Genomic DNA, 18,498 nt, shown 5'->3' on the forward strand with positions numbered 1-18,498 from the left:
GCCGAGGGTACGGGTCGGCAAGGCGCAAGCCTAGACGGATTTGGCCGTATGCCGCCCGGTTCATGTCCCTGTCAGAAGACGTACAGGCGACGGGCACCCGCAGAACCTTGACAACTCCCCTGGTCACGCACGAGATTGACGCGCGTAGAGCGCCCGCTCGGGACGCCTCTCACCCTCCGTGTCCTCGCTGTCCGCCCTGTCCTGCCTGTCTTGCCTGTCCTGCCTGTCTTGCCTGTCTTGCCTGTCTCCCCTCACCCCTCATCCGGAGTTCCCTGATGCCTCACATACCGAGATCCGCCGCCGTCGGTGCCGTCGTCACCACCGCCCTCGCGGCCGGCCTGCTCGCCGTCTCCTCCCCCGCCGCCTCGGCCGACGAGGTCCGCGTCCACGACATCCAGGGCACCACCCGTCTCTCGCCGCTGGCCGGGCAGCAGGTCACGGACGTGCGCGGCATCGTGACCGGCGTCCGCGGCTACGATCTGGATCCAAGCGGACGGCGACGCCACCAGCGACCGTCAGGCTCGTCCCGGCAACGTCGGTGGCCCGCCCCGTCCGGCGGTCCGGAGTCGCCGAACGTCCGTCCGGCTCGGCGCGAAGTCCGTGCCCTCCCGGTACGCGCCCGCCGGTGACCCCGCGCAGGACGGCAGCGTCAACGGCCTGCCGCTGAAGCCCCGTACGTACGCCCTGGACCTGTACGAGTCCCTGGAGGGCATGAACGTGAGCGTCGGCAGCTCGCGCGTGGTCGGGGCGACCGACGCGTACAACGAGCTGTGGGTGACGGTGAAACCCCACGAGAACCGCAACCGGCGCGGCGGCGCCGTCTACGGCTCCTACGACGCGCAGAACGGCGGCCGGCTCCAGATCCAGCAGCTCGCGCCCGTCTCCGAGCGGCCCTTCCCGAAGGCGAATGTCGGCGACGTCCTGAAGGGCGGCGCCGAAGGACCCCTGGACTTCAACCAGTTCGGCGGCTACACCCTCGTCGCCCGCGAGCTGGGCGACGTCCGCGACAAGGGTCTCGTACGGGAGAAGACGCGCCGCCAGGCCAGGAGTGAGCTGGCGGTGGCCACGTACAACGTGGAAAACCTCGACCCGGCCGACCCGCAGGAGAAGTTCGACGCGCTGGCCGGGGCCGTCGTGACGAACCTCGCCTCGCCCGACATCGTCGCCCTGGAGGAGATCCAGGACGACAACGGCGCGAAGAACGACGGCACGGTCTCGGCGGGCGCGACCCTGAAGAAGTTCACGGACGCGATCGTCGCGGCGGGCGGGCCGCGCTACGAGTGGCGGTCCATCGACCCGGTGAACAACAAGGACGGCGGTGAGCCCGGCGGCAACATCCGCCAGGTCTTCCTCTTCAACCCAGAGCGGGTCTCCTTCACCGAGCGCGCGGGCGGCGACGCGACGACGGCCACCGAGGTCGTACGGTCGGGCAAGCGCGCCGCGCTGAGCCACTCCCCCGGCCGGATCGACCCGCAGAACGCGGCGTGGACCAACAGCCGTAAGCCACTGGCCGGCGAGTTCGTCTTCCGCGGCCGCACGGTCTTCGTGATCGCCAACCACTTCGGGTCCAAGGGCGGCGACGAGGGGCTCACCTCGCACCACCAGCCGCCGGTGCGCTCCTCGGAGACGCAGCGGCTGAAGCAGGCGCAGGCCGTGAACGGCTTCGTGAAGGACATCCGCGCGGTGGAGCGGAAGGCGGACGTCGTCGTGCTCGGCGACATCAACGACTTCGAGTTCTCGGCGACCACCAAGGCCCTCACCGACGGCGGGGCGCTGCGCGCGGCCGTCACGTCGCTGCCCGAGAGCGAGCGCTACTCGTACGTCTACCAGGGCAACTCGCAGGTCCTCGACCAGATCCTGATCAGCCCCGGGGTGGGGGACGAGGACGACTTCTCCTACGACAGTGTGCACATCAACGCGGAGTTCACCGAGCAGAACAGCGATCACGACCCGCAGGTGCTGCGCTTCGAGCCGTAACCGGGGCAGGCGCCGGCCGGCTCACCCGTAGAGGTGGTGCAGCCAGTCCTGCCAGGCCAGTTCGGTGCGTTTGGTGTCCGCCTGCGGGCCGAAGTCGTGCACGCTGACGCGCACCGGCGCGCCGGAGTGGTTGCGGCCGAAGAAGCGGTGCAGGGCGTCGTCCGTCCGCAGGCCGATGAAGTACCGGCTGCGGAAGTCGATCACCGCGTCGAGTTCCTCGCCGGGGGCCTCCACGCGGACCCGGGCGCCCTCGGCCGCGTCGTCGGGCAGGCCGAGGGCGCGGGCGAGGCGCGTGAAGGCATCCGGGGTGACCGAGGTGGGCGGGCCATTGAGCGCGGAGAAGACGGCGGGGCGGCCCGCGAAGTACGCCATGTACTGGCGCAGCGTGTGCAGGTGGAAGTCGGTGTGCCTGATGGCGTCGTCGTACCGGCGGTCCCAGTCGTCGGCGAAGGAGCCCCGCTGGACGTAGCGCAGCCAGGAGCGCCGGCCGCCGTCGCGCGGCTCTATGGTGTGGTCGAGCTGGTCCAGCCGGTCGGGGGGCCGGCCGGGCCCGTGGTCGGCGCCCTGGACGCGGGCGGTGAGGCGGTGCGGCGGCTCCCAGCGGGTGACGGTGCCGCCGAAGGGGGCGGCGCCGCCCTCGCGCGGCTCGTACTTCATGGGCCACAGCCAGCCGCCGGTGCCGGTGGTGAGGGCGGCCCAGACCTCGGCGGGGGAACCCTCGACCTCGAACTCCCGGGCGATCTCGAAGCGCTTGCCGCCGTCGGCGGGGCCTTTCGCGGGGACGTCCAGCATCCCCCCACCGTCCCGCCGCCCCCTACCCCTGTCCAGGCGGGCGGAGCCGTCGGTGGCGGGGCGCCCGGAATCTACGCATGGCTCGGTAGGAAGTTGTACGCCGGCCGGTACCGGGCGACCGAGTCGCCGCTCGCGACCCCGGGGAACTCCTGCACGCGCCGCCACTCGGGCGTCGGTGATCCCACGCCGTCGCCGGCGGCGGCGAGCGCGTCGATGTGGGCCTGCTCGCTCTCCCACTCCGCGTAGTTGACGACCTTCGTGCCGTCCGTACTGACGTGGAAGTGCGCGGCGATCAGCGCCCCGCCCCGGACCGGATCGCTGTTCAGGGCGTCCAGCACGCCGTCCACCCAGGCGCGCTGGCGATCGGCGTCGGGACCCTCGAAGTCCACTTCCACGATCACGACGGCGCCGGGCTCGCGCCCCGAGCGCCCCGAGCGCCCCACGCGTCCCGCGCCGTCCGGCCAGCTGCGGTACAGCCGTGTCTTGGCGAGGGCGAGGCGTTCTATGCCCGGCACGGTGGCGTCGATGTCCGCGTTGCGCGCGTCCCTGCCGTTCTCCGCGCTCGCGAAGAACTCCTGGTACGCCTGCTCGTCCCGCCACTGCGAGTGGTGCAGGACCGTCGAGCCGTCGGAGCCCGCGTACACCGCGTAGGACAGGAGTCCCTCATGCGGCCAGGGGCGGCTCCGCCAGACCCGCGCGATGGTGTCCAGGGTGGCGCGCTGCCGTTCGGGCGAGCCGGTGCTCCAGGTGCTGAGGAAGGTGAGGCCCGCGTCGGGGCGGGCCGGGTCGGGATGGGTGCCGGTGCTCTGGGTCGTGGTCGCAGTGGTCGCAGAAGTCGCAGTGGTCGCAGACATGGCTGTCCGTCCGTCTCGGTGCGGGTGGGTCCGGAGCCGGTACGGGCCCGGCTCCGTGCACGCCTCATGCTCGGACATCAACCATGGTTCAGGTCAAGCGCGTTCGGGGTCCGGTACGGTCACCGCGCCGAGGACGGGGCGCTTCGCCTCCCGGCCGTCGCCCGAGGAGCGGCCCCGCACCCGCCGCCACAGCCACGGGCCCATGAACCCGGTGAACCAGCGTGCGTGCGCCGTCGCCTCCCCCCACACCGACACCGGGGCGAGCGGCGGCAGCGTGGCCAGCCAGCCCTCGTGGCCGGGCAGGCCGAGGGCGTCCGCCATCCCGGCGGCGATCCTGGCGTGGCCCAGCGGGCTCGCGTGCATGCGGTCGCCGCTCCACAGCCGCGGGTCGCTGGTGATCCGGTGCGGGAAGGTATCGAGCACCGTCACGCCGTGCCGGTCGGCGGCGGCCCGGATCCGGGCGTTCAGGTCCAGGACGCGGGGCAGCGCTCGCCGCGCGAGCGGGGAGATCCGCCCGATGTCCGGGAAGGTCACGGTGGCCACGTGGGCGCCGGCCGCGGTGAGTTCGGTGAACATCTCCTCGAGGTCGGCGGCGACGCGGGCCGCGTCGAAGCCGCTCGGCCGCACCAGGTCGTTCATGCCCGCCATGACGGTCACCAGGTCCGGCTTCATCGCGAGCGCGGGGCCGAGCTGCTCCGCCTTGATCAGCGCGGTCCGCCGGCCGCGGACGGCGAGGTTGGCGTAGAGGAGGTCGGGGTTCACCGAGGCGAGGATCTCGGCGAGCCGATCGGCCCAGCCCCGGTAGCCGCGCGCCTCATCACCGTCCCCGAGGCCCTCCGTCTGGCTGTCTCCGATCGCGACGTAGCGTGCGTACGGATGGTGCTGCGTGGTGGTCATGGGCCGAGCTTCCTCCGGGCACCTGACCTCGTCAACGCGGCCTTTCGGCGGCGAGGGGCGGCCGGGCGGGATTCCGCGGCATGTCGTTGTCCGCGGTTCTCCGCCCGGCCGCTCCCTGGAGCCCACAGGGCAGCCCAGGGCCGCCCCTTTGCCGCCGTCAGTCCGGCCAGCGGCCCGTCACACGGCGGACGCCCACCGCTCCGCCGCGTTCCACCGCCGCCCTGACCACGGCGAAGATCGCGCCCTGGAGCGCGGCCGCCGCGAGGATCTCGCGCCAGGCCCGGTCCTCGTCGTGGGCGTCGGGGGCGTCGTCCTCGCCCGCCACCATCTTCCAGGTGCGGTTGAACAGGGCGCTCGCGGCCATACCGCCGAGCATGCCGAAGGCCATCCCGAGCGGCTTGTAGAGCACGTTGGTCTTGCTCATCGGCGGCCACCTCCCTTACGGCGCCGGAACGCGACGTACGCGAGCAACGCGCCCGCCCCCGCCGCGACGAACGCCCCGGGGCGCCGGCGGCCGGCCCGTACGACGCCGGTCGCGACGTCCCGTACCGGCTCCGGTGTGTTGTCCTGCACGCGCCGCGCCACCTCGGTGACCTTCTCCTCGGCCTGGGCCACGGCCTGGTGTTCCTCCGCGCGCGCCTTCACGCCGAGCACGGCTCCCTTGGCCCGCGCGGCGCCCTCCGCGGCCTTGCCCTTCGCCAGGGCGGCGCCCTCGATGGCCTTGCCCTTGACCTGCGCCGCGCCCTCGATCGCCTTGCCCTTCGCCTGCGCCGCGCCCTCGATCGCCTTCTCCTTCGCCTGTGCCGTGCTTCCGGCGGCCGCGTTCTTCGCGTGCCCCGCCTCGTCCGCCGCCTTGCCCTTCGCGCGGGCCGCCTGCTCCGTCACTTTGTCCTTCACCTGTGCCGCCGTTCCACGTACTTGACCCTTTACCGCTTCGGCCTTTTCCTTCGCGCGGGACTTCACGTCCGCCTTCGCCGCCAGTTCCTCCACGGTCACGCCGAGCCGCCCGCGGGTGCCCTCGATCTGCCGGCGCAGTTCGTCCGGCCCCTGCGCGCCCGTGTCCGACGAACTCTCCGGCTCCTGGCCGCCCTTGGGGCCCTGGGGGTCCTTCGGCGTGTTCGTCATCGGTGCGCCCTTCCCTTGATCTCCTCGACGTCCGCCCGGACACTCTCGATGGCCTCCTGCGGCACGGGCGGTACCGCTCGGGCCAGTTGCTTGCGCCCCATCACGGCCAGCACCCCCGCCACGGCGAAGAGGACGCCGGTGACGATGAGGGCGGCCGCCCAGACGGGCAGGGCGAGAGAGAGCGCCGCGATGGCCGTGGCCGCCAGCGCCATGAGTCCGATGTACGAGATCGCGCCGGCCGCCCCGAGGAGTCCGCCGCCGCGGCCCGCGCGCTTCCCCTTGGCGGCCATCTCCTGGGCGGCGAGCCGCATTTCCTGGCGTACGAGGTCCGACAGCTGCGCGGTGGCCCGCTCGACGAGCTGGCCCACCGAGTGCTGCGGATCGTCGCTGTGCCGCGCGCGATCGCGCGTCGACTGCTCGTGCATGGTCCCGGTCACGGGTGCCACCTCCCTTCTGGCTGGAAGGGCCGGGTACCCGCACCTGGCCGCGCTATCCCCGTTGATCCCCGGTCAGCCGCGCCAGCTCCGCCTGGAACCAGTCGAGGCGCGCCTGGAGGAGTGCGGCCTCGGCCATCAGTTCGGGCATGCCGAGCGTCAGGGGCCCGCCCGCGGAGGCGGGCGGGGCGGCCGTGACGACCCTCAGCCCCTCCCCCGCGAGCCGCGCGAATTCCACCACGGACACGGCCTGCCGCGCCCCCCTGCACAGCCCGCACGCCGGTTCGAGGGCCCGCCACCCCGGCCTGCCCCACCCGGCGTCGGCGAGGAGCGTGGCGGCGCCGCCGCAGTCGCACGGCGGCACGGTGGCCTCCCGCACCCGCTGCCTGGCGTACCGGAAGCCGCGCTCGAAGCGGATGTACACGCCGAGCACCGTCACTTCGAGGAGCACCGCCCCGCGATGCTCGGCGGTGCACAGCAGCCCCTCGGCGGTGGCCCGGTCGTGCACGCAGTGGAACCCGCAGTCGCAGCGGCGGTTGGGGGCGCTGTGCCGTCTGCCGTAGACGCAGCCCGCCTCGTCGAGGACCGCGTACGGCAGGCCCGCGCCGAGGGAGACGCCGGTGAAGGCGGCCCGGGTGCCGTCGTGTGACAGCACCGGGCGGGCGATCTTGTAACCGGTCGGCGGCTCCGTCGGGCGTTCCTCGGGGAGCCGCAGCCTCATCGGCCTGCCGCGGCCTCGACCGGCCGGGGCTCCGCCGCCGGCTCAGCGGTCGCGGGGCCGGGTTCGGGCACGGTCGTCGTCTTGTACGGCCGCGCCGGATCCTCCTGCCGCGGCTGCTCTTCGGCGATTCCGGTGGCGAGTGCCTTGCCGAGCCTCATGACGCCTCCTAGGGACCGACTGTTCCGCCATGGTGACCCACAAGAGGCCGAATTGGCACCACCGCATGCCTCAACTAGCCCCGATCAGACGCGAATTCACCGGCGTCCCGCCCGGAACCCGCCTTGAAATCACCTCCGTGCCTCCGCACACCACCCCCCATCACGTAGCACTGCTGCGCCTTACCGTGTAGAAGAATTAAGTGGAGCTTCAGTGTCCGCGGCCCGAGACTGCTCGCATGACCCACACGCCCACCCGCCCCGCGCCGCCCGCACGGCCCCCCTTCGGCCGCGCCCTGTGCGCGATGATCACGCCCTTCACGGACACCGGCGCCCTGGACCTCGACGGGGCCCAGCGCCTCGCCGACCGGCTGGTGGGCGACGGCTGCGAGGGGCTCGTCCTGTCCGGCACGACCGGTGAGTCGCCGACCACCTCCGACGCCGAGAAGGCGGCGCTCGTCCGGGCGGTGGCCGACGCGGTGGGCGAGCGCGCCCACATCGTCGCGGGCGTCGGCAGCAACGACACCCACCGCACCGTCGAGCAGGCACGCGACGCGGAAAAGGCGGACGCGCACGGCCTGTTGGTGGTCACGCCGTACTACAGCAAGCCCCCGCAGGACGCCGTCGAGGCGCACTTCCGCACGGTCGCCGACGCCTGCGGGCTCCCGGCGCTGCTCTACGACATCCCGGGCCGCACCGGCACCCGCATCGAGCCGCGGACCCTCCTGCGCCTCGCGGACCATCCGCGGATCGTCGGTGTGAAGGACTGCGCCTACGACATCCTCGGCAGCCAGCACGTCATCTCCCGTACGGACCTCGCGTACTACGCGGGCTGCGACGAGTACAACCTCGCGCTGTACGCGGTGGGCGGCGCCGGCTACATCAGCACGGTGTCCAACGTGATCCCCGCCCGGCTGCGCGCGGTCCTCGACGCGTTCGACGCGGGCGACACGGCGGCCGCCCGCGAGGGCCAGCTGGCCGCCGCCCCGCTGATCGAGCTGATGATGGCCTCGGGTCTGCCCGGCGCGGTCACGGCGAAGGCGCTGCTCGGCGGGCTCGGCCTGCCCGCCGGTCCGGTGCGGGCACCGCTGCTGCCCGCCGGCCGCGAGGCGACCGACGGGCTGCTCGCCGCCTACCGGTCGGCGAAGAGCGGGGTCCAGCGCCCGCCGGAAACCTCCTTCGGCGAGCGGTAGCCGCTGAGCGGGACGGTCTTCTCGCTCCCGATGGTGATCAGGACGAGACGGTTGCGGTATTCGCTCGTGCCGGGCGCGATGTCCCAGGCGATGAGCCGCTTGTCGTCGGCCCAGGCGAGAAGCTGCTGGCCGGGCAGCTTGGCGACCCGCTTGCCGGTGAGGGGGTCGAGGACTTCGGTGGCGGTGGTCCTGTTGCCGCCCGCGAAGTCACCGGCGGCGAGCTTTCCGTTCGGGGAGAGCCCGGCCTCGACGAACCAGTGCAGATGCTTCTCCCTCGCGGGCGTGCTCGCTTTGCGGCCCTCGAAGTCGTAGTACTGCTGGTGCGGGGCGGAGGTGAGGCCCGTGTAGACCAGCGAGCCGTCACGGCTGAAGGTGAAGTCCTGACGGGTGTTGATGTCCGCGATGCCGAACCCGCCGGTCTCCGTCTTCACCTCGCTCCAGTCGCCGTCCCCCGACGCCACGTCGAGGACGTAGAAGCCGGTCCTGCTCGGGTCGGCGGGGCCCGGCTCCGTGTGCTTGCCGTCGCTCATCGGATTGTCCATGTCGAGCAGGTCCGGATTCTCCGCGTACGTCGTCGCGACGAGCTTCCTGCCGTCGGGCGAGAACTCGACGCCGCCGACTCCGCGGTCCACCGGGATCCAGCGCTCGACCTTGCCCGTCATCAGGTTCAGCAGCCCGATCCGCTTGGCCGGGAGTTCCCGCTCCAGGACGGCGGCGGTCCGCATCCCGGGCGCGACGTCGAGCCACGACCAGCGGGGGGCCTCGCGGTAGGTGCCGGTCTTCTGGTCGAGGAGCCGGTAGGTGCGGGTGATGACGGCGTCGCCGTCGGATAGCTTGACGCGCTTGTTCGTGCTGTACGCGGCGAGCGCCGTGTCGCCCGCGGCGATCAGCTCCCGGGGCGGTGTCTGGCCGGGGTGTGCGAGGACGTCGCCGCTTTGCAGCTCACTGGCCGGGCGCGGGCCGCCGTCCGCGGAGTCCGGGCCGAGGCCCGGTACCGCCACCGCCACGACGGTGGCCGTCACCACCGCGAGCGAGGCGCCCACCATCGTCCGGGTCCTGCGCCGCCTGCGCGCGGCCAGCACCCGGTCGGTGAAGTTCCCCGGCACGGGCGCCCCTTGGTCCGCCTGCTCCCGCAGCGACTCACGGACCAGATCTGCCACCTTCACGGTCGTACCTCCATCGGCGAGAAGTCGGGGGAAGAGGGCCGCTCGGCCACGTCCTGCCGGTCGAGCCGCGCCAGCTCGGGCGCGAGGCCGCGCAACCGGGCGAGGGAGCGGTGCGTCGTACTGCGCACGGTGCCGACGGAGCAGCCGAGGACGGCGGCCACCTCCGCCTCCGGCAGGTCCTCGAAGTAGCGCAGCACGAGCACGGTGCGCTGGCGCGCGGTGAGCTTGGCCAGCGCACCGCGCATCACGATCCGCAGCTCCGCGGCGGACGTACCGTCCCCGGACGCCGCGCGCTCCGGCGGCTCGGCGACGGCCAGTTCGCGCCGCGGCCACTTCAGCCGCCAGCGGCTGACCTGCTGCCGATACAGGATCCGCCGGACGTACGCCTCCGGCTCGTCGATCCGACGCCACCGCCCCGCCGCCTTGACGAGCGCGTTCTGCAGCAGGTCCTCACCCGCGTGCCGGTCGCCCCCGCTGAGCAGTATGGCGGTCTTCAACAACGCCGAGGATCTCGTCTCCACGAACTCCCGGAAACTCTCCTGCTCCTGGGCATCCATCGTCACCTTCGCTCCCTGGGGGGCCTGTTGCCCTCCCGCATGAGTGAGGACGGGTCCGGACGCCCCCCGCTATGCCTGCTGGCCGAGACAGAAAAAACGGCCACCCCGGAGGGTGGCCGCTTTGGGTGGAGAGGTTGTTCAGCCGGCGGCGGGGAAGCCCGCCGCCTTGGTCCAGCGCAGCGTCGTGCCGCCCCGGCTGAACGTGGCCTTCTTGCCGCCGGGCGCGACGGCGATCTTCTGCCAGCCGTCGAAGTTCCTCGTGAGGTGCTTGTCCCACTTGGCCAGCGATCCCGTGGCCACGGCGGCGACGGACTCCATGGGCGGTTCGCCGTCCGCGCACCACCGGGCGAAGTCCCCGAAGGCCGCGACGGTGCCGTCCTTGGCCTTGAGCGTGATGCCCTGGCAGGCGTCGGTCCTCGTCTTGTAGATCACGGCGGGCTTGGACCAGCCCTTGGCCCGGGGGCTGTAGTCCTGCACGAAGAGCCCCTTGCCGCGCATGTAGTGCATGGCGACGCGCCGCCCGTCGGCGAGCTTGAGCTGCGCGTTGAACGGGTCAGGGCCGTGGCCGCTCCAGGGGATGTCGCTCTTGCGCAGCCGGTGACTGTGGTCACCGGCCGCGGCGTGGCTCATCTCCCGCGCCGCGGCGTGCCCGTCCCCACGCGACTGCCCCACGCTCTGACCGCACCCGGCGACCAGACCGATCACTGTCACGGCCCCCAGGGCCACGGCCCGGATTCCCGTTCTCCGCATGACGCTTCCGCGCATGACGCTCCCCCTGTTGTCGTTCCCGGCGATGGTCAGTTGTGGCTGTGCAGGATCTCGTTGAGACCGCCCCAGACCGCGTTGTTCGGGCGGGCCTCGACGGTGCCCGTGACCGAGTTGCGGCGGAAGAGGATGTTCGAGGCGCCGGAGAGCTCGCGGGCCTTGACGATCTGGCCGTCGGGCATGGTGACGCGCGTACCGGCGGTGACGTACAGGCCCGCCTCGACGACGCACTCGTCGCCCAGCGCGATGCCGACGCCCGCCTCGGCGCCGACCAGGCAGCGCTCGCCGATGACGATGCGGACGTTGCCGCCGCCCGAGAGGGTGCCCATCGTGGAGGCGCCGCCGCCGATGTCCGAGCCGTCGCCGACGACGACCCCGGCGGAGATGCGGCCCTCGACCATGGAGGTGCCGAGGGTGCCCGCGTTGAAGTTCACGAAGCCCTCGTGCATGACCGTGGTGCCCTCGGCGAGGTGCGCGCCGAGGCGGACCCGGTCGGCGTCGGCGATGCGGACGCCCTTCGGCGTGACGTAGTCCGTCATGCGCGGGAACTTGTCGACGGACGTCACGGCGAGGTGCAGCCCCTCGGCGCGGGCGTTCAGCCGCACCTTCTCGACGTCGTCGACGGCGACCGGGCCGAGCGAGGTCCAGGCGACGTTGGCGAGGAAGCCGAACTGGCCGTCCAGGTTCACGCCGTGCGGCTTGACCAGGCGGTGCGAGAGCAGGTGCAGGCGCAGGTAGACGTCGTGGGCGTCCAGCGGCTTGTCGTCGAGTGACGCGATGACCGTACGCACGGCGACGATCTCCACGCCGCGGCGGGCGTCCGGGCCGATCGCCTCGGCGGCGCCGTCACCGAGCAGCTCCACGGCACGCTCGGCGGTCAGCCGCTCGCTGCCGGCGGGGCCGTGCTCCTCGGCGGAGACAGCGACGAGCTCGGGCGCGGGGAACCAGGTGTCGAGGACGGTGCCGTCGGCGGCGACGGTGGCGAGGCCTGCGGCGATGGCGCCGGTGGTGCGGGGTGCGTTCGTGTCGGTCATGGGTGAAACCTAACCGGATGGGCCTCGCGCGGGCGAACCGGTCTCAGGGTCCGGGCCGCCGGTACCGCGGCGCGGCGACCCGCGGCGGAGCACCGGACGCCACGCGACCGCGCGCCGCCGCCCGTCACGGCCGCCACCGCCTCGCCCTCTCCCCCGCGCTCAGGAGCCCGGCACCAGCAGCCGACTGAGCACGTCCCGCGCGTACGCCTCGTCGTACTCACCCCCGGTGAGCAGCACTTGCAGGCTGATCCCGTCCATCAGGGCGACGAGGGCGCGCGCGGTGACCGGATCGGTGCGCGGCACCAGTACCTCGGTGAGCCCCTGGCACCACTCGGCGGCCACGGGGCGCAGCGCGGGCCTGCGCAGGGCGGCGAGATAGAGCTCGTACTCCAGCTCGAGGCCGGTCCGCTCCCCCGCGAACCACTCGCCGAGGAGCCGGGCCAGCTCCCCCGCGACGTCGGCGTCCGGGTCCTCGAAGGCGCCGCCCGCGGCCATCACCTTCGCGAAGCCCTCGTTGCTCTGCCGCAACGCGGCCACCAGCAGCTCGTCGAGCGTCTTGAAGTGGTACGTCGTCGACCCGAGCGGCACGTCGGCCTCGGCGGCGACCGAGCGGTGGCTGAGCCCGGCGATCCCCTTCGCGCCGACCACTCGGATCGCGGCGTCGATGATCCGCTGGCGGCGCTCGGGGTCGTAGCGCCGGGGCATCAGTGCGCACCGCCGAGATTGAGCACGACGACGCCCGCGATGACGAGCACGATCCCGGTGACCTTGAGCAGCCCGGCCGGCTCCCCCATGAACAGCATTCCGATCGCCGCGACGGCGGCGGTGCCGATGCCCGCCCAGATCGCGTAGGCGGTGCCCACGGAGAGCGTCTTGAGGGTCTGCGCGAGCAGCGTGAAGGCGAGCAGGTAGCCCACGACGGTGATGAGCGAGGGCCACAGCTTGCTGAACCCCTCGCTGTACTTCATGGCCGTGGTGCCGGCCACTTCCGCCGCGATCGCCGCGGCCAGCAGTGCGTATCCCATGCGTACGAGTGTACATATCGTTGCGTACGACCGTACATAACTCGGCGGGCTAAGGTGACGCGATCACTGTGGGGGGCCACAGGACGCACGCACGACACACCATGGAGCGCGAGAGCAGATGCCGGACACACCGGGGTGGGGACCTCAGGGTCCGCGGACAGGACCAGGACACGACGGGCCGGGGCACGGGACAGCGCGGTACGGAGCACCTCCGTACGGAGCCGGAGCCCCGTACCCGCCGCCGTACGGCTGGGGACAGCAGGGCCCCTGGGGCCCGCCGCCTCCGCCCCCGCCCAAGCCCGGCGTCATCCCGCTCGCCCCGCTCGGCGTCGACCACGTCCTCGGCGGCGCCTTCGCCACGATGCGGCGCTACGCCAAGCCGCTCTTCGGCGCCGCCCTGGCCGCGTACGCGCTGTACGCCGTCGTGCTGGGGGCCGCGCTCGGCATCGCGTACGTGGTCGCCCGGGACCACTACGCGGCCCTGTCCGCGGACGGGGCGGAGTTCACCTGGGAGCACGGCAAACCGGTGCTGGTCGCGTTCGGCGCCGTCTGGGCGGCCGGCCTGGTCGGCGCGCTCGCCGTCAACTCGTTCGTGCAGGCCTCGGTCGCGGCGACCCTGCACGAGGCGGTACTCGGCCGCCCCGCGACCTTCCGCGCCGTGACGCGCAGGGCCTGGTCGCGGACCCCGGCGGTGGCGGCCGTGACACTGCCGCTCGCGCTCATCCTGCTCCTGCCGCTCGCCCTGTTCGCTCTCTTCTTCGTCGCCGTCTTCGTGACGGTCCTGACCGACGCGACCGCTCCCCTCGGCCTGCTCTTCCTCCTCTTCCTCCTCGTGATCCCCCTGTCGGCCTGGCTGTACGTCCTGTTCGCCTTCGCCCCCGCGGCCACCGTCCTCGAATCGGCGAGCCCGCTCACCGCGCTGCGCCGCTCGGTACACCTCGTCCGGGGCGCCTGGTGGCGCGCGTTCGGCATCTCGCTGCTCGCCGGCGCGATGGTGATGATCGTGTCCCTCGTATACCAACTGCCCATGCAATTCGCCGCACCCGAGCCGCCCGTGGTCACCCCGGACACCTCCGCGTCCGAAGTGATGCTGGACCAACTGCGCTCGCGGACCGGCCTGTACGCGGTGGCAGCCCTGCTCGGCACCCTCCTCACCCAGCTGGCGGCCGCGGTCTTCCTCCCCTTGGTCACCGCCCTCCTCTACGTGGACCGCCGCATCCGCAAGGAGGACTTGGCCCACACCTTGGCGGAGGCGTCTGCGGAGCGGCAGTGACATGGAAGACCCCTGAGGGCGCGGAACGCGACGACGACACGACGAAGCCCCCCGGAGAATCCTCCGGGGGGCTTCGCGACACAGCCGCACAGCGAACGACCGCTCAGCCGATCAACCGCTCGGCAGAGCCTCGACTCAGACGTTGAATCCGAGCGCCCGCAGCTGCTCGCGGCCCTCGTCCGTGATCTTGTCCGGGCCCCACGGCGGCATCCAGACCCAGTTGATCCGGAGCTCGTTCACGATGCCGTCGGTGGCGGACTTCGCCTGGTCCTCGATGACGTCCGTCAGCGGGCAGGCCGCCGAGGTGAGCGTCATGTCGATCGTCGCGATGTTCGCGTCGTCGACGTGGATGCCGTAGATCAGGCCGAGGTTGACGACGTCGATGCCCAGCTCGGGGTCGACGACGTCGTACAGCGCCTCGCGGACCTCTTCTTCCGAAGCCGGCTTGGTCAGAGTCTCGTTCTCGCTCATGCGGTCTTCCTCTCAGCGACGTCGTCGGTACCCAGCGCCTGGGCCGTCGCGTCCTTCCACGCCATCCAGCTCAGCAGCGCGCACTTGACGCGCGCCGGGTACTTGGAGACCCCGGCGAACGCGACGGCGTCCTCCAGGACCTCCTCCATGGCGTCGTCCGGCTCCAGCTTGCCCTTGGACTGCATCAGCTCCAGGAACACCTCCTGGATCTTCTGCGCCTCGGCGAGCTCCTTGCCGACCAGGAGGTCGTTCAGGACGGACGCGCTGGCCTGGCTGATGGAGCAGCCCTGGCCCTCGTACGACACGTCGGCGATGGTCGACCCGTCGTACTTCACGCGCAGGGTGATCTCGTCCCCGCACGTCGGGTTGACGTGGTGCACCTCGGCGTCGCCATCGCGCAGACCACGACCATGCGGGTGCTTGTAGTGGTCCAGGATGACTTCCTGGTACATCGAATCCAGCTTCACGTTCCCAGCCAGCCCCTCAGCCGAAGAAGTTCCGTACGTGCTCCAGGCCGTCGACGAGGGCGTCGATCTCGCCGGGCGTGGAGTACAGATAGAACGACGCTCGCGTGGTCGCAGGAATTCCGTAGCGGAGGCAGACGGGGCGGGCGCAGTGGTGACCCACGCGGACCGCGATGCCTTCCTCGTCCAGGACCTGGCCCACGTCGTGCGGGTGGATGTCGCCGAGCGTGAAGGAGATCGCGGCGCCGCGGTCCTCGGCCGTCGTCGGACCGATGATCCGGAGGTCCGGGACCTCGAGGAGGCGCTTGACCGCGTACTCGGTGATCGCGTGCTCGTGCGCGGCGATCTTGTCCATGCCGATGGCCGAGAGGTAGTCGACGGCCGCGCCCAGGCCCACGGCCTGGGAGACCGGCGGCGTGCCCGCCTCGAACTTGTGCGGCGCGGGAGCGTACGTCGACGAGTTCATCGACACGGTCTCGATCATCTCGCCGCCGCCGAGGAACGGCGGCAGGTCCTCCAGGAGCTCCTGGCGTCCCCACAGCACACCGATGCCCGTCGGGCCGCACATCTTGTGGCCGGTGAAGGCCACGAAGTCGGCCTGGAGCGCCTGCACGTCCAGCGGCATGTGCGGGGCGGCCTGCGAGGCGTCGATGAGGACGAGCGCGCCGACCTCCTGGGCGCGGCGCACGATGGCCTCGACCGGGTTGAGCGTGCCCAGGATGTTCGACACCAGCACGAAGGAGACGATCTTCGTCTTCTCGGTGATGATCTCGTCGATGTTGGAGAGGTCCAGGCGACCGTCGTCGGTGAGGCCGAACCACTTCAGCTTCGCGCCCGTGCGCTGCGAGAGCAGCTGCCACGGCACGATGTTGGAGTGGTGCTCCATCTCCGTGATGACGATCTCGGTCTCGTGGTCCACGCGGTAGGGCTCATCGGCCCAGCCCAGCATGTTGGCCACGAGGTTGAGCGACTCGGAGGCGTTCTTGGTGAAGATCACCTCGTCGCGGCTGGGCGCGTTGATGAACGCGGCGACCTTGTCACGGGCGCCCTCGTACAGCGCCGTGGCCTCCTCGGCGAGGACGTGCACACCGCGGTGGACGTTGGCGTTGTGCTGCTCGTAGTACTCGTTCAGCACGTCGAGGACCTGGCGCGGCGTCTGCGAGGTCGCCGCGTTGTCCAGGTACACGAGCTTCTTGCCGTCGTGGATCGTGCGATCCAGGATCGGGAAGTCCTTGCGGATCGCCTCGGTGTCGAGGAGGCCGGAAAGCCCCTGGTGGGCCACTGTCACGCGGATGCGCCGCCCTTCGTGTAAGCCTCGTAGCCCTCGGCCTCGAGCTTGTCGGCGAGCTCGGCGCCGCCGGACTCGGCGATGCGGCCGTTCGCGAAGACGTGCACGAAGTCGGGCTTGATGTAGCGCAGGATGCGCGTGTAGTGCGTGATCAGGAGCGTGCCGACCTCGCCGGTCTCCCGGACGCGGTTGACGCCGTCCGAGACCTGGCGCAGCGCGTCGACGTCCAGACCGGAGTCCGTCTCGTCGAGGATCGCGATCTTCGGCTTGAGGAGTTCCATCTGGAGGATCTCGTGGCGCTTCTTCTCACCGCCGGAGAAGCCCTCGTTCACGTTGCGCTCGGCGAAGGCCGGGTCCATCTGGAGCTGCTCCATCGCGGACTTGACCTCCTTCACCCAGGTGCGCAGCTTGGGGGCTTCGCCGCGGATCGCCGTCGCCGACGTACGCAGGAAGTTGGAGACCGAGACGCCGGGGACCTCGACCGGGTACTGCATGGCGAGGAACATGCCGGCGCGGGCGCGCTCGTCGACGGACATCTCCAGGACGTCCTCGCCGTCGAGGGTGACGCTGCCCTGGGTGATCGTGTACTTGGGGTGACCCGCGATGGAGTAGGCGAGCGTCGACTTGCCGGAGCCGTTCGGGCCCATGATGGCGTGGGTCTCGCCCTGCTTCACGGTCAGGTCGACGCCCTTGAGGATCTCCTTGGTGGAGTTGTCGGCCTCGACGGTGACGTGCAGGTCCTTGATTTCAAGCGTTGCCATGGGTGCCTCAGGACTCCTGGGAGAGGGGGGCGCCTACGTCAACGAGGACGCTGCCCCCTTCGATCTTTACGGGGTATACGGGGACGGGGCGCGTCGCGGGAAGGCCGGACGGCTTGCCGGTGCGGAGGTCGAACGCGGAGCCGTGCAGCCAGCACTCGATCTGGCAGTCCTCCACCTCGCCCTCGGAGAGGGAGACGTTCGCGTGCGAGCAGATGTCGTGGATCGCGAACACCTCGCCCTCGGTGTGGACGACCGAGACCGGCGTGCCGTCGAGTTCCACCCGCTTGGGGGTGTCCTCCTCCAGCTCGCCCAGTCCGCAGACGCGTACGAAGGTCATGCGACCGTCGCCTCCAGCTCCTCTTCGATCTTCGCGATGAGGCGCTCCTCGACGTCCGGCAGACCGATCTGCTGGACCAGCTCGGCGAAGAAGCCGCGGACGACCAGGCGGCGCGCCTCGTCCTCCGGGATGCCGCGCGACTGGAGGTAGAACAGCTGCTCGTCGTCGAAGCGGCCGGTCGCCGAGGCGTGGCCCGCGCCGACGATCTCGCCGGTCTCGATCTCCAGGTTCGGGACCGAGTCCACGCGGGCGCCGTCGGTCAGCACGAGGTTGCGGTTCATCTCGTACGTGTCCGTGCCCTCGGCGGCGGCCTCGATGAGGACGTCGCCGATCCACACCGCGTGGGCGTCGTCGCCCTGGAGCGCGCCCTTGTAGACGACGTTCGACTTGCAGTGCGGGGTGTTGTGGTCGACCAGGAGTCGGTGCTCCTGGTGCTGGCCGGCGTCGGTGACGTAGAGACCGAAGAGCTCGGCCTCGCCGCCGGTGCCCGCGTACTCGACGCGGGGGTGCAGGCGGACCAGGTCACCGCCGAAGGTGACGACGACGGACTTGAAGGAGGCGTCGCGGCCGACCAGGGCGTTGTGCTGGGCGACGTGCACCGCCTTGTCGTCCCAGTCCTGGACGGAGACGACGGTCAGCTTGGCGCCGTCGCCGACGATGAAGTCGACGTTGGCGGCGAGCACGGCGTCACCGGTGTGGTCGATGACGACCAGGGCCTCGGCGAAGGCGCCCAGCTCGATCACCTGGTGCGCGAAGGCGGTGCCGCCCTCGCCGTGCACGGCGATGCGGATGGGCTCGGTGAGCACGGCCTCCTTGGGGACCGTCACGACCGAGGCCTTCTCGAAGGACGAGTAGGCCTGCGCGGCCACGCGGTCGACGGGCTTGCCCGCCCTGCCGACGCGCGCGTCGTCCCGGCCCACCGTCTCCTGGGTGACGCCCTCGGGGGCGCTCACCTCGACGCGGATGCCGCCGTCGGCGACCGCCGTGCCGTCGTGCAGCCCGCGCAGGCGCTCCAGCGGCGTGAACCGCCACTCCTCCTCGCGGCCGTGGGGGACCGGGAAGTCCGCCACGTCGTAGGAGGGGGGTGCGCTCATGCGGGTGGCGACGGTGGACTCGGCGGCCACCGCGATCGAGCCGGCGGTAGTGGAGCCCACCGGGATGTTCTGAGCCTCAGCCATGGCTGTCGTCGTGCTCTCTCTCTGCGCTCTG

General features: G+C 71.7%; 22 protein-coding genes and 1 pseudogene. 3 read left to right on the top strand and 20 right to left on the bottom strand.

The genetic code is table 11. From position 1 onward, the window contains the following. Nucleotides 1-275 precede the first annotated feature (275 nt). Nucleotides 276-1,977, top strand: a pseudogene (locus tag KKZ08_RS09030) (endonuclease/exonuclease/phosphatase family protein). A gap of 21 nt (nucleotides 1,978-1,998) precedes the next feature. Here the strand turns inward: KKZ08_RS09030 and KKZ08_RS09035 are convergent. The 8 genes from KKZ08_RS09035 to KKZ08_RS09070 all read right to left on the bottom strand — a co-directional run bounded on the left by KKZ08_RS09035 (nucleotide 1,999) and on the right by KKZ08_RS09070 (nucleotide 6,958). Continuing rightward, on the bottom strand, nucleotides 1,999-2,769 hold the full coding sequence (locus KKZ08_RS09035; RefSeq protein WP_223773950.1) for an SRPBCC domain-containing protein: 771 nt from the start codon (nucleotides 2,767-2,769) through the stop codon (nucleotides 1,999-2,001). A 71-nt stretch (nucleotides 2,770-2,840) separates the two neighbouring features. Further along, a complete protein-coding gene (locus KKZ08_RS09040) occupies nucleotides 2,841-3,623 on the bottom strand; it encodes an antibiotic biosynthesis monooxygenase (RefSeq protein ID WP_223773951.1) in 783 nt (260 codons plus the stop codon). Nucleotides 3,624-3,716: 93 nt separating this feature from the next. Continuing rightward, complete coding sequence (locus KKZ08_RS09045) at nucleotides 3,717-4,520, bottom strand: SGNH/GDSL hydrolase family protein (RefSeq protein ID WP_223773952.1); 804 nt, start codon at nucleotides 4,518-4,520, stop codon at nucleotides 3,717-3,719. Between the two features lie 157 nt (nucleotides 4,521-4,677). Continuing rightward, nucleotides 4,678-4,944, bottom strand: coding sequence for a DUF4235 domain-containing protein (locus KKZ08_RS09050; RefSeq protein ID WP_223773953.1), 267 nt, complete (start codon nucleotides 4,942-4,944; stop codon nucleotides 4,678-4,680). Beyond that, nucleotides 4,941-5,645, bottom strand: coding sequence for a DUF3618 domain-containing protein (locus KKZ08_RS09055; protein WP_223773954.1), 705 nt, complete (start codon nucleotides 5,643-5,645; stop codon nucleotides 4,941-4,943). Before KKZ08_RS09055 ends, KKZ08_RS09050 begins: the two co-directional genes overlap by 4 nt. Then, on the bottom strand, nucleotides 5,642-6,070 hold the full coding sequence (locus KKZ08_RS09060; RefSeq protein WP_223778966.1) for a phage holin family protein: 429 nt from the start codon (nucleotides 6,068-6,070) through the stop codon (nucleotides 5,642-5,644). Before KKZ08_RS09060 ends, KKZ08_RS09055 begins: the two co-directional genes overlap by 4 nt. A 64-nt stretch (nucleotides 6,071-6,134) precedes the next feature. Then, the gene (locus KKZ08_RS09065) at nucleotides 6,135-6,800 is read right to left on the bottom strand and encodes a hypothetical protein (protein WP_223773955.1); all 666 of its coding nucleotides are present in this window, start codon (nucleotides 6,798-6,800) and stop codon (nucleotides 6,135-6,137) included. Then, nucleotides 6,797-6,958: a hypothetical protein gene (locus tag KKZ08_RS09070; protein WP_223773956.1), complete on the bottom strand. Its 162-nt coding sequence runs from the start codon at nucleotides 6,956-6,958 to the stop codon at nucleotides 6,797-6,799. The genes KKZ08_RS09065 and KKZ08_RS09070 overlap by 4 nt, the downstream gene beginning before the upstream one ends. Nucleotides 6,959-7,194: 236 nt before the next feature. On the opposite strand from KKZ08_RS09070, the gene dapA reads away from it, so the two are divergent. Continuing rightward, nucleotides 7,195-8,148 carry a 4-hydroxy-tetrahydrodipicolinate synthase gene (gene dapA, locus KKZ08_RS09075; protein WP_223773957.1) on the top strand — a complete coding sequence of 318 codons (954 nt, stop codon included), beginning with the start codon at nucleotides 7,195-7,197 and terminating at the stop codon, nucleotides 8,146-8,148. Here the strand turns inward: dapA and KKZ08_RS09080 are convergent. The 6 genes from KKZ08_RS09080 to KKZ08_RS09105 form a co-directional block, all read right to left on the bottom strand. Then, complete coding sequence (locus tag KKZ08_RS09080; protein ID WP_223773958.1) at nucleotides 8,088-9,314, bottom strand: WD40 repeat domain-containing protein; 1,227 nt, start codon at nucleotides 9,312-9,314, stop codon at nucleotides 8,088-8,090. The two genes, dapA and KKZ08_RS09080, sit on opposite strands and share 61 nt — an antisense overlap. After that, entirely contained in the window at nucleotides 9,311-9,871 is a 561-nt protein-coding gene (locus tag KKZ08_RS09085) for a SigE family RNA polymerase sigma factor (protein WP_223778967.1), read from the bottom strand. The genes KKZ08_RS09080 and KKZ08_RS09085 overlap by 4 nt, the downstream gene beginning before the upstream one ends. 138 nt (nucleotides 9,872-10,009) lie before the next feature. After that, the gene (locus tag KKZ08_RS09090; RefSeq protein ID WP_223773959.1) at nucleotides 10,010-10,543 is read right to left on the bottom strand and encodes a hypothetical protein; all 534 of its coding nucleotides are present in this window, start codon (nucleotides 10,541-10,543) and stop codon (nucleotides 10,010-10,012) included. Between the two features lie 125 nt (nucleotides 10,544-10,668). Beyond that, a complete protein-coding gene (dapD, locus tag KKZ08_RS09095; protein ID WP_223773960.1) occupies nucleotides 10,669-11,670 on the bottom strand; it encodes a 2,3,4,5-tetrahydropyridine-2,6-dicarboxylate N-succinyltransferase in 1,002 nt (333 codons plus the stop codon). Between the two features lie 159 nt (nucleotides 11,671-11,829). After that, nucleotides 11,830-12,375, bottom strand: coding sequence for a TetR family transcriptional regulator (locus KKZ08_RS09100; protein ID WP_223773961.1), 546 nt, complete (start codon nucleotides 12,373-12,375; stop codon nucleotides 11,830-11,832). Further along, complete coding sequence (locus tag KKZ08_RS09105) at nucleotides 12,375-12,695, bottom strand: multidrug efflux SMR transporter (RefSeq protein ID WP_223773962.1); 321 nt, start codon at nucleotides 12,693-12,695, stop codon at nucleotides 12,375-12,377. Before KKZ08_RS09105 ends, KKZ08_RS09100 begins: the two co-directional genes overlap by 1 nt. Nucleotides 12,696-12,813: 118 nt before the next feature. On the opposite strand from KKZ08_RS09105, the gene KKZ08_RS09110 reads away from it, so the two are divergent. Further along, nucleotides 12,814-13,968 (top strand): oxidoreductase, encoded by a 1,155-nt coding sequence (locus tag KKZ08_RS09110; RefSeq protein WP_223773963.1) that lies wholly within the window; start codon nucleotides 12,814-12,816, stop codon nucleotides 13,966-13,968. A 135-nt stretch (nucleotides 13,969-14,103) separates the two neighbouring features. Here KKZ08_RS09110 and KKZ08_RS09115 read toward each other — a convergent pair whose 3' ends face one another. From KKZ08_RS09115 to sufD, 6 genes are read right to left on the bottom strand one after another with little or no spacing between them, the layout of a single operon-like run. Next, on the bottom strand, nucleotides 14,104-14,439 hold the full coding sequence (locus tag KKZ08_RS09115) for a metal-sulfur cluster assembly factor (RefSeq protein WP_127910322.1): 336 nt from the start codon (nucleotides 14,437-14,439) through the stop codon (nucleotides 14,104-14,106). Then, entirely contained in the window at nucleotides 14,436-14,906 is a 471-nt protein-coding gene (gene sufU, locus KKZ08_RS09120) for a Fe-S cluster assembly sulfur transfer protein SufU (protein ID WP_223773964.1), read from the bottom strand. The genes KKZ08_RS09115 and sufU overlap by 4 nt, the downstream gene beginning before the upstream one ends. Nucleotides 14,907-14,922: 16 nt before the next feature. Beyond that, the gene (locus tag KKZ08_RS09125; RefSeq protein WP_223773965.1) at nucleotides 14,923-16,191 is read right to left on the bottom strand and encodes a cysteine desulfurase; all 1,269 of its coding nucleotides are present in this window, start codon (nucleotides 16,189-16,191) and stop codon (nucleotides 14,923-14,925) included. Next, on the bottom strand, nucleotides 16,188-16,952 hold the full coding sequence (sufC, locus tag KKZ08_RS09130; RefSeq protein ID WP_125512037.1) for a Fe-S cluster assembly ATPase SufC: 765 nt from the start codon (nucleotides 16,950-16,952) through the stop codon (nucleotides 16,188-16,190). Before sufC ends, KKZ08_RS09125 begins: the two co-directional genes overlap by 4 nt. Before the next feature lie 7 nt (nucleotides 16,953-16,959). Beyond that, nucleotides 16,960-17,289, bottom strand: a complete 330-nt coding sequence (locus KKZ08_RS09135) for a non-heme iron oxygenase ferredoxin subunit (RefSeq protein ID WP_223773966.1) — start codon at nucleotides 17,287-17,289, stop codon at nucleotides 16,960-16,962. Beyond that, complete coding sequence (gene sufD / locus KKZ08_RS09140; RefSeq protein ID WP_223773967.1) at nucleotides 17,286-18,467, bottom strand: Fe-S cluster assembly protein SufD; 1,182 nt, start codon at nucleotides 18,465-18,467, stop codon at nucleotides 17,286-17,288. Before sufD ends, KKZ08_RS09135 begins: the two co-directional genes overlap by 4 nt. Nucleotides 18,468-18,498 lie beyond the last annotated feature (31 nt).

The sequence above is a fragment of the Streptomyces sp. 135 genome (assembly GCF_020026305.1).
Lineage (GTDB): Bacteria > Actinomycetota > Actinomycetes > Streptomycetales > Streptomycetaceae > Streptomyces.

Coding starts and splice junctions, on each gene's coding strand:
- KKZ08_RS09035 (WP_223773950.1), bottom strand. CDS start 2,769: ATGCTGGACGTCCCCGCGAAAGGCCCCGCCGACGGCGGCAAGCGCTTC.
- KKZ08_RS09040 (WP_223773951.1), bottom strand. CDS start 3,623: ATGTCTGCGACCACTGCGACTTCTGCGACCACTGCGACCACGACCCAG.
- KKZ08_RS09045 (WP_223773952.1), bottom strand. CDS start 4,520: ATGACCACCACGCAGCACCATCCGTACGCACGCTACGTCGCGATCGGA.
- KKZ08_RS09050 (WP_223773953.1), bottom strand. CDS start 4,944: ATGAGCAAGACCAACGTGCTCTACAAGCCGCTCGGGATGGCCTTCGGC.
- KKZ08_RS09055 (WP_223773954.1), bottom strand. CDS start 5,645: ATGACGAACACGCCGAAGGACCCCCAGGGCCCCAAGGGCGGCCAGGAG.
- KKZ08_RS09060 (WP_223778966.1), bottom strand. CDS start 6,070: ATGCACGAGCAGTCGACGCGCGATCGCGCGCGGCACAGCGACGATCCG.
- KKZ08_RS09065 (WP_223773955.1), bottom strand. CDS start 6,800: ATGAGGCTGCGGCTCCCCGAGGAACGCCCGACGGAGCCGCCGACCGGT.
- KKZ08_RS09070 (WP_223773956.1), bottom strand. CDS start 6,958: ATGAGGCTCGGCAAGGCACTCGCCACCGGAATCGCCGAAGAGCAGCCG.
- dapA (WP_223773957.1), top strand. CDS start 7,195: ATGACCCACACGCCCACCCGCCCCGCGCCGCCCGCACGGCCCCCCTTC.
- KKZ08_RS09085 (WP_223778967.1), bottom strand. CDS start 9,871: ATGGATGCCCAGGAGCAGGAGAGTTTCCGGGAGTTCGTGGAGACGAGA.
- dapD (WP_223773960.1), bottom strand. CDS start 11,670: ATGACCGACACGAACGCACCCCGCACCACCGGCGCCATCGCCGCAGGC.
- KKZ08_RS09100 (WP_223773961.1), bottom strand. CDS start 12,375: ATGCCCCGGCGCTACGACCCCGAGCGCCGCCAGCGGATCATCGACGCC.
- KKZ08_RS09105 (WP_223773962.1), bottom strand. CDS start 12,695: ATGGGATACGCACTGCTGGCCGCGGCGATCGCGGCGGAAGTGGCCGGC.
- KKZ08_RS09110 (WP_223773963.1), top strand. CDS start 12,814: ATGCCGGACACACCGGGGTGGGGACCTCAGGGTCCGCGGACAGGACCA.
- KKZ08_RS09115 (WP_127910322.1), bottom strand. CDS start 14,439: ATGAGCGAGAACGAGACTCTGACCAAGCCGGCTTCGGAAGAAGAGGTC.
- sufC (WP_125512037.1), bottom strand. CDS start 16,952: ATGGCAACGCTTGAAATCAAGGACCTGCACGTCACCGTCGAGGCCGAC.
- KKZ08_RS09135 (WP_223773966.1), bottom strand. CDS start 17,289: ATGACCTTCGTACGCGTCTGCGGACTGGGCGAGCTGGAGGAGGACACC.
- sufD (WP_223773967.1), bottom strand. CDS start 18,467: ATGGCTGAGGCTCAGAACATCCCGGTGGGCTCCACTACCGCCGGCTCG.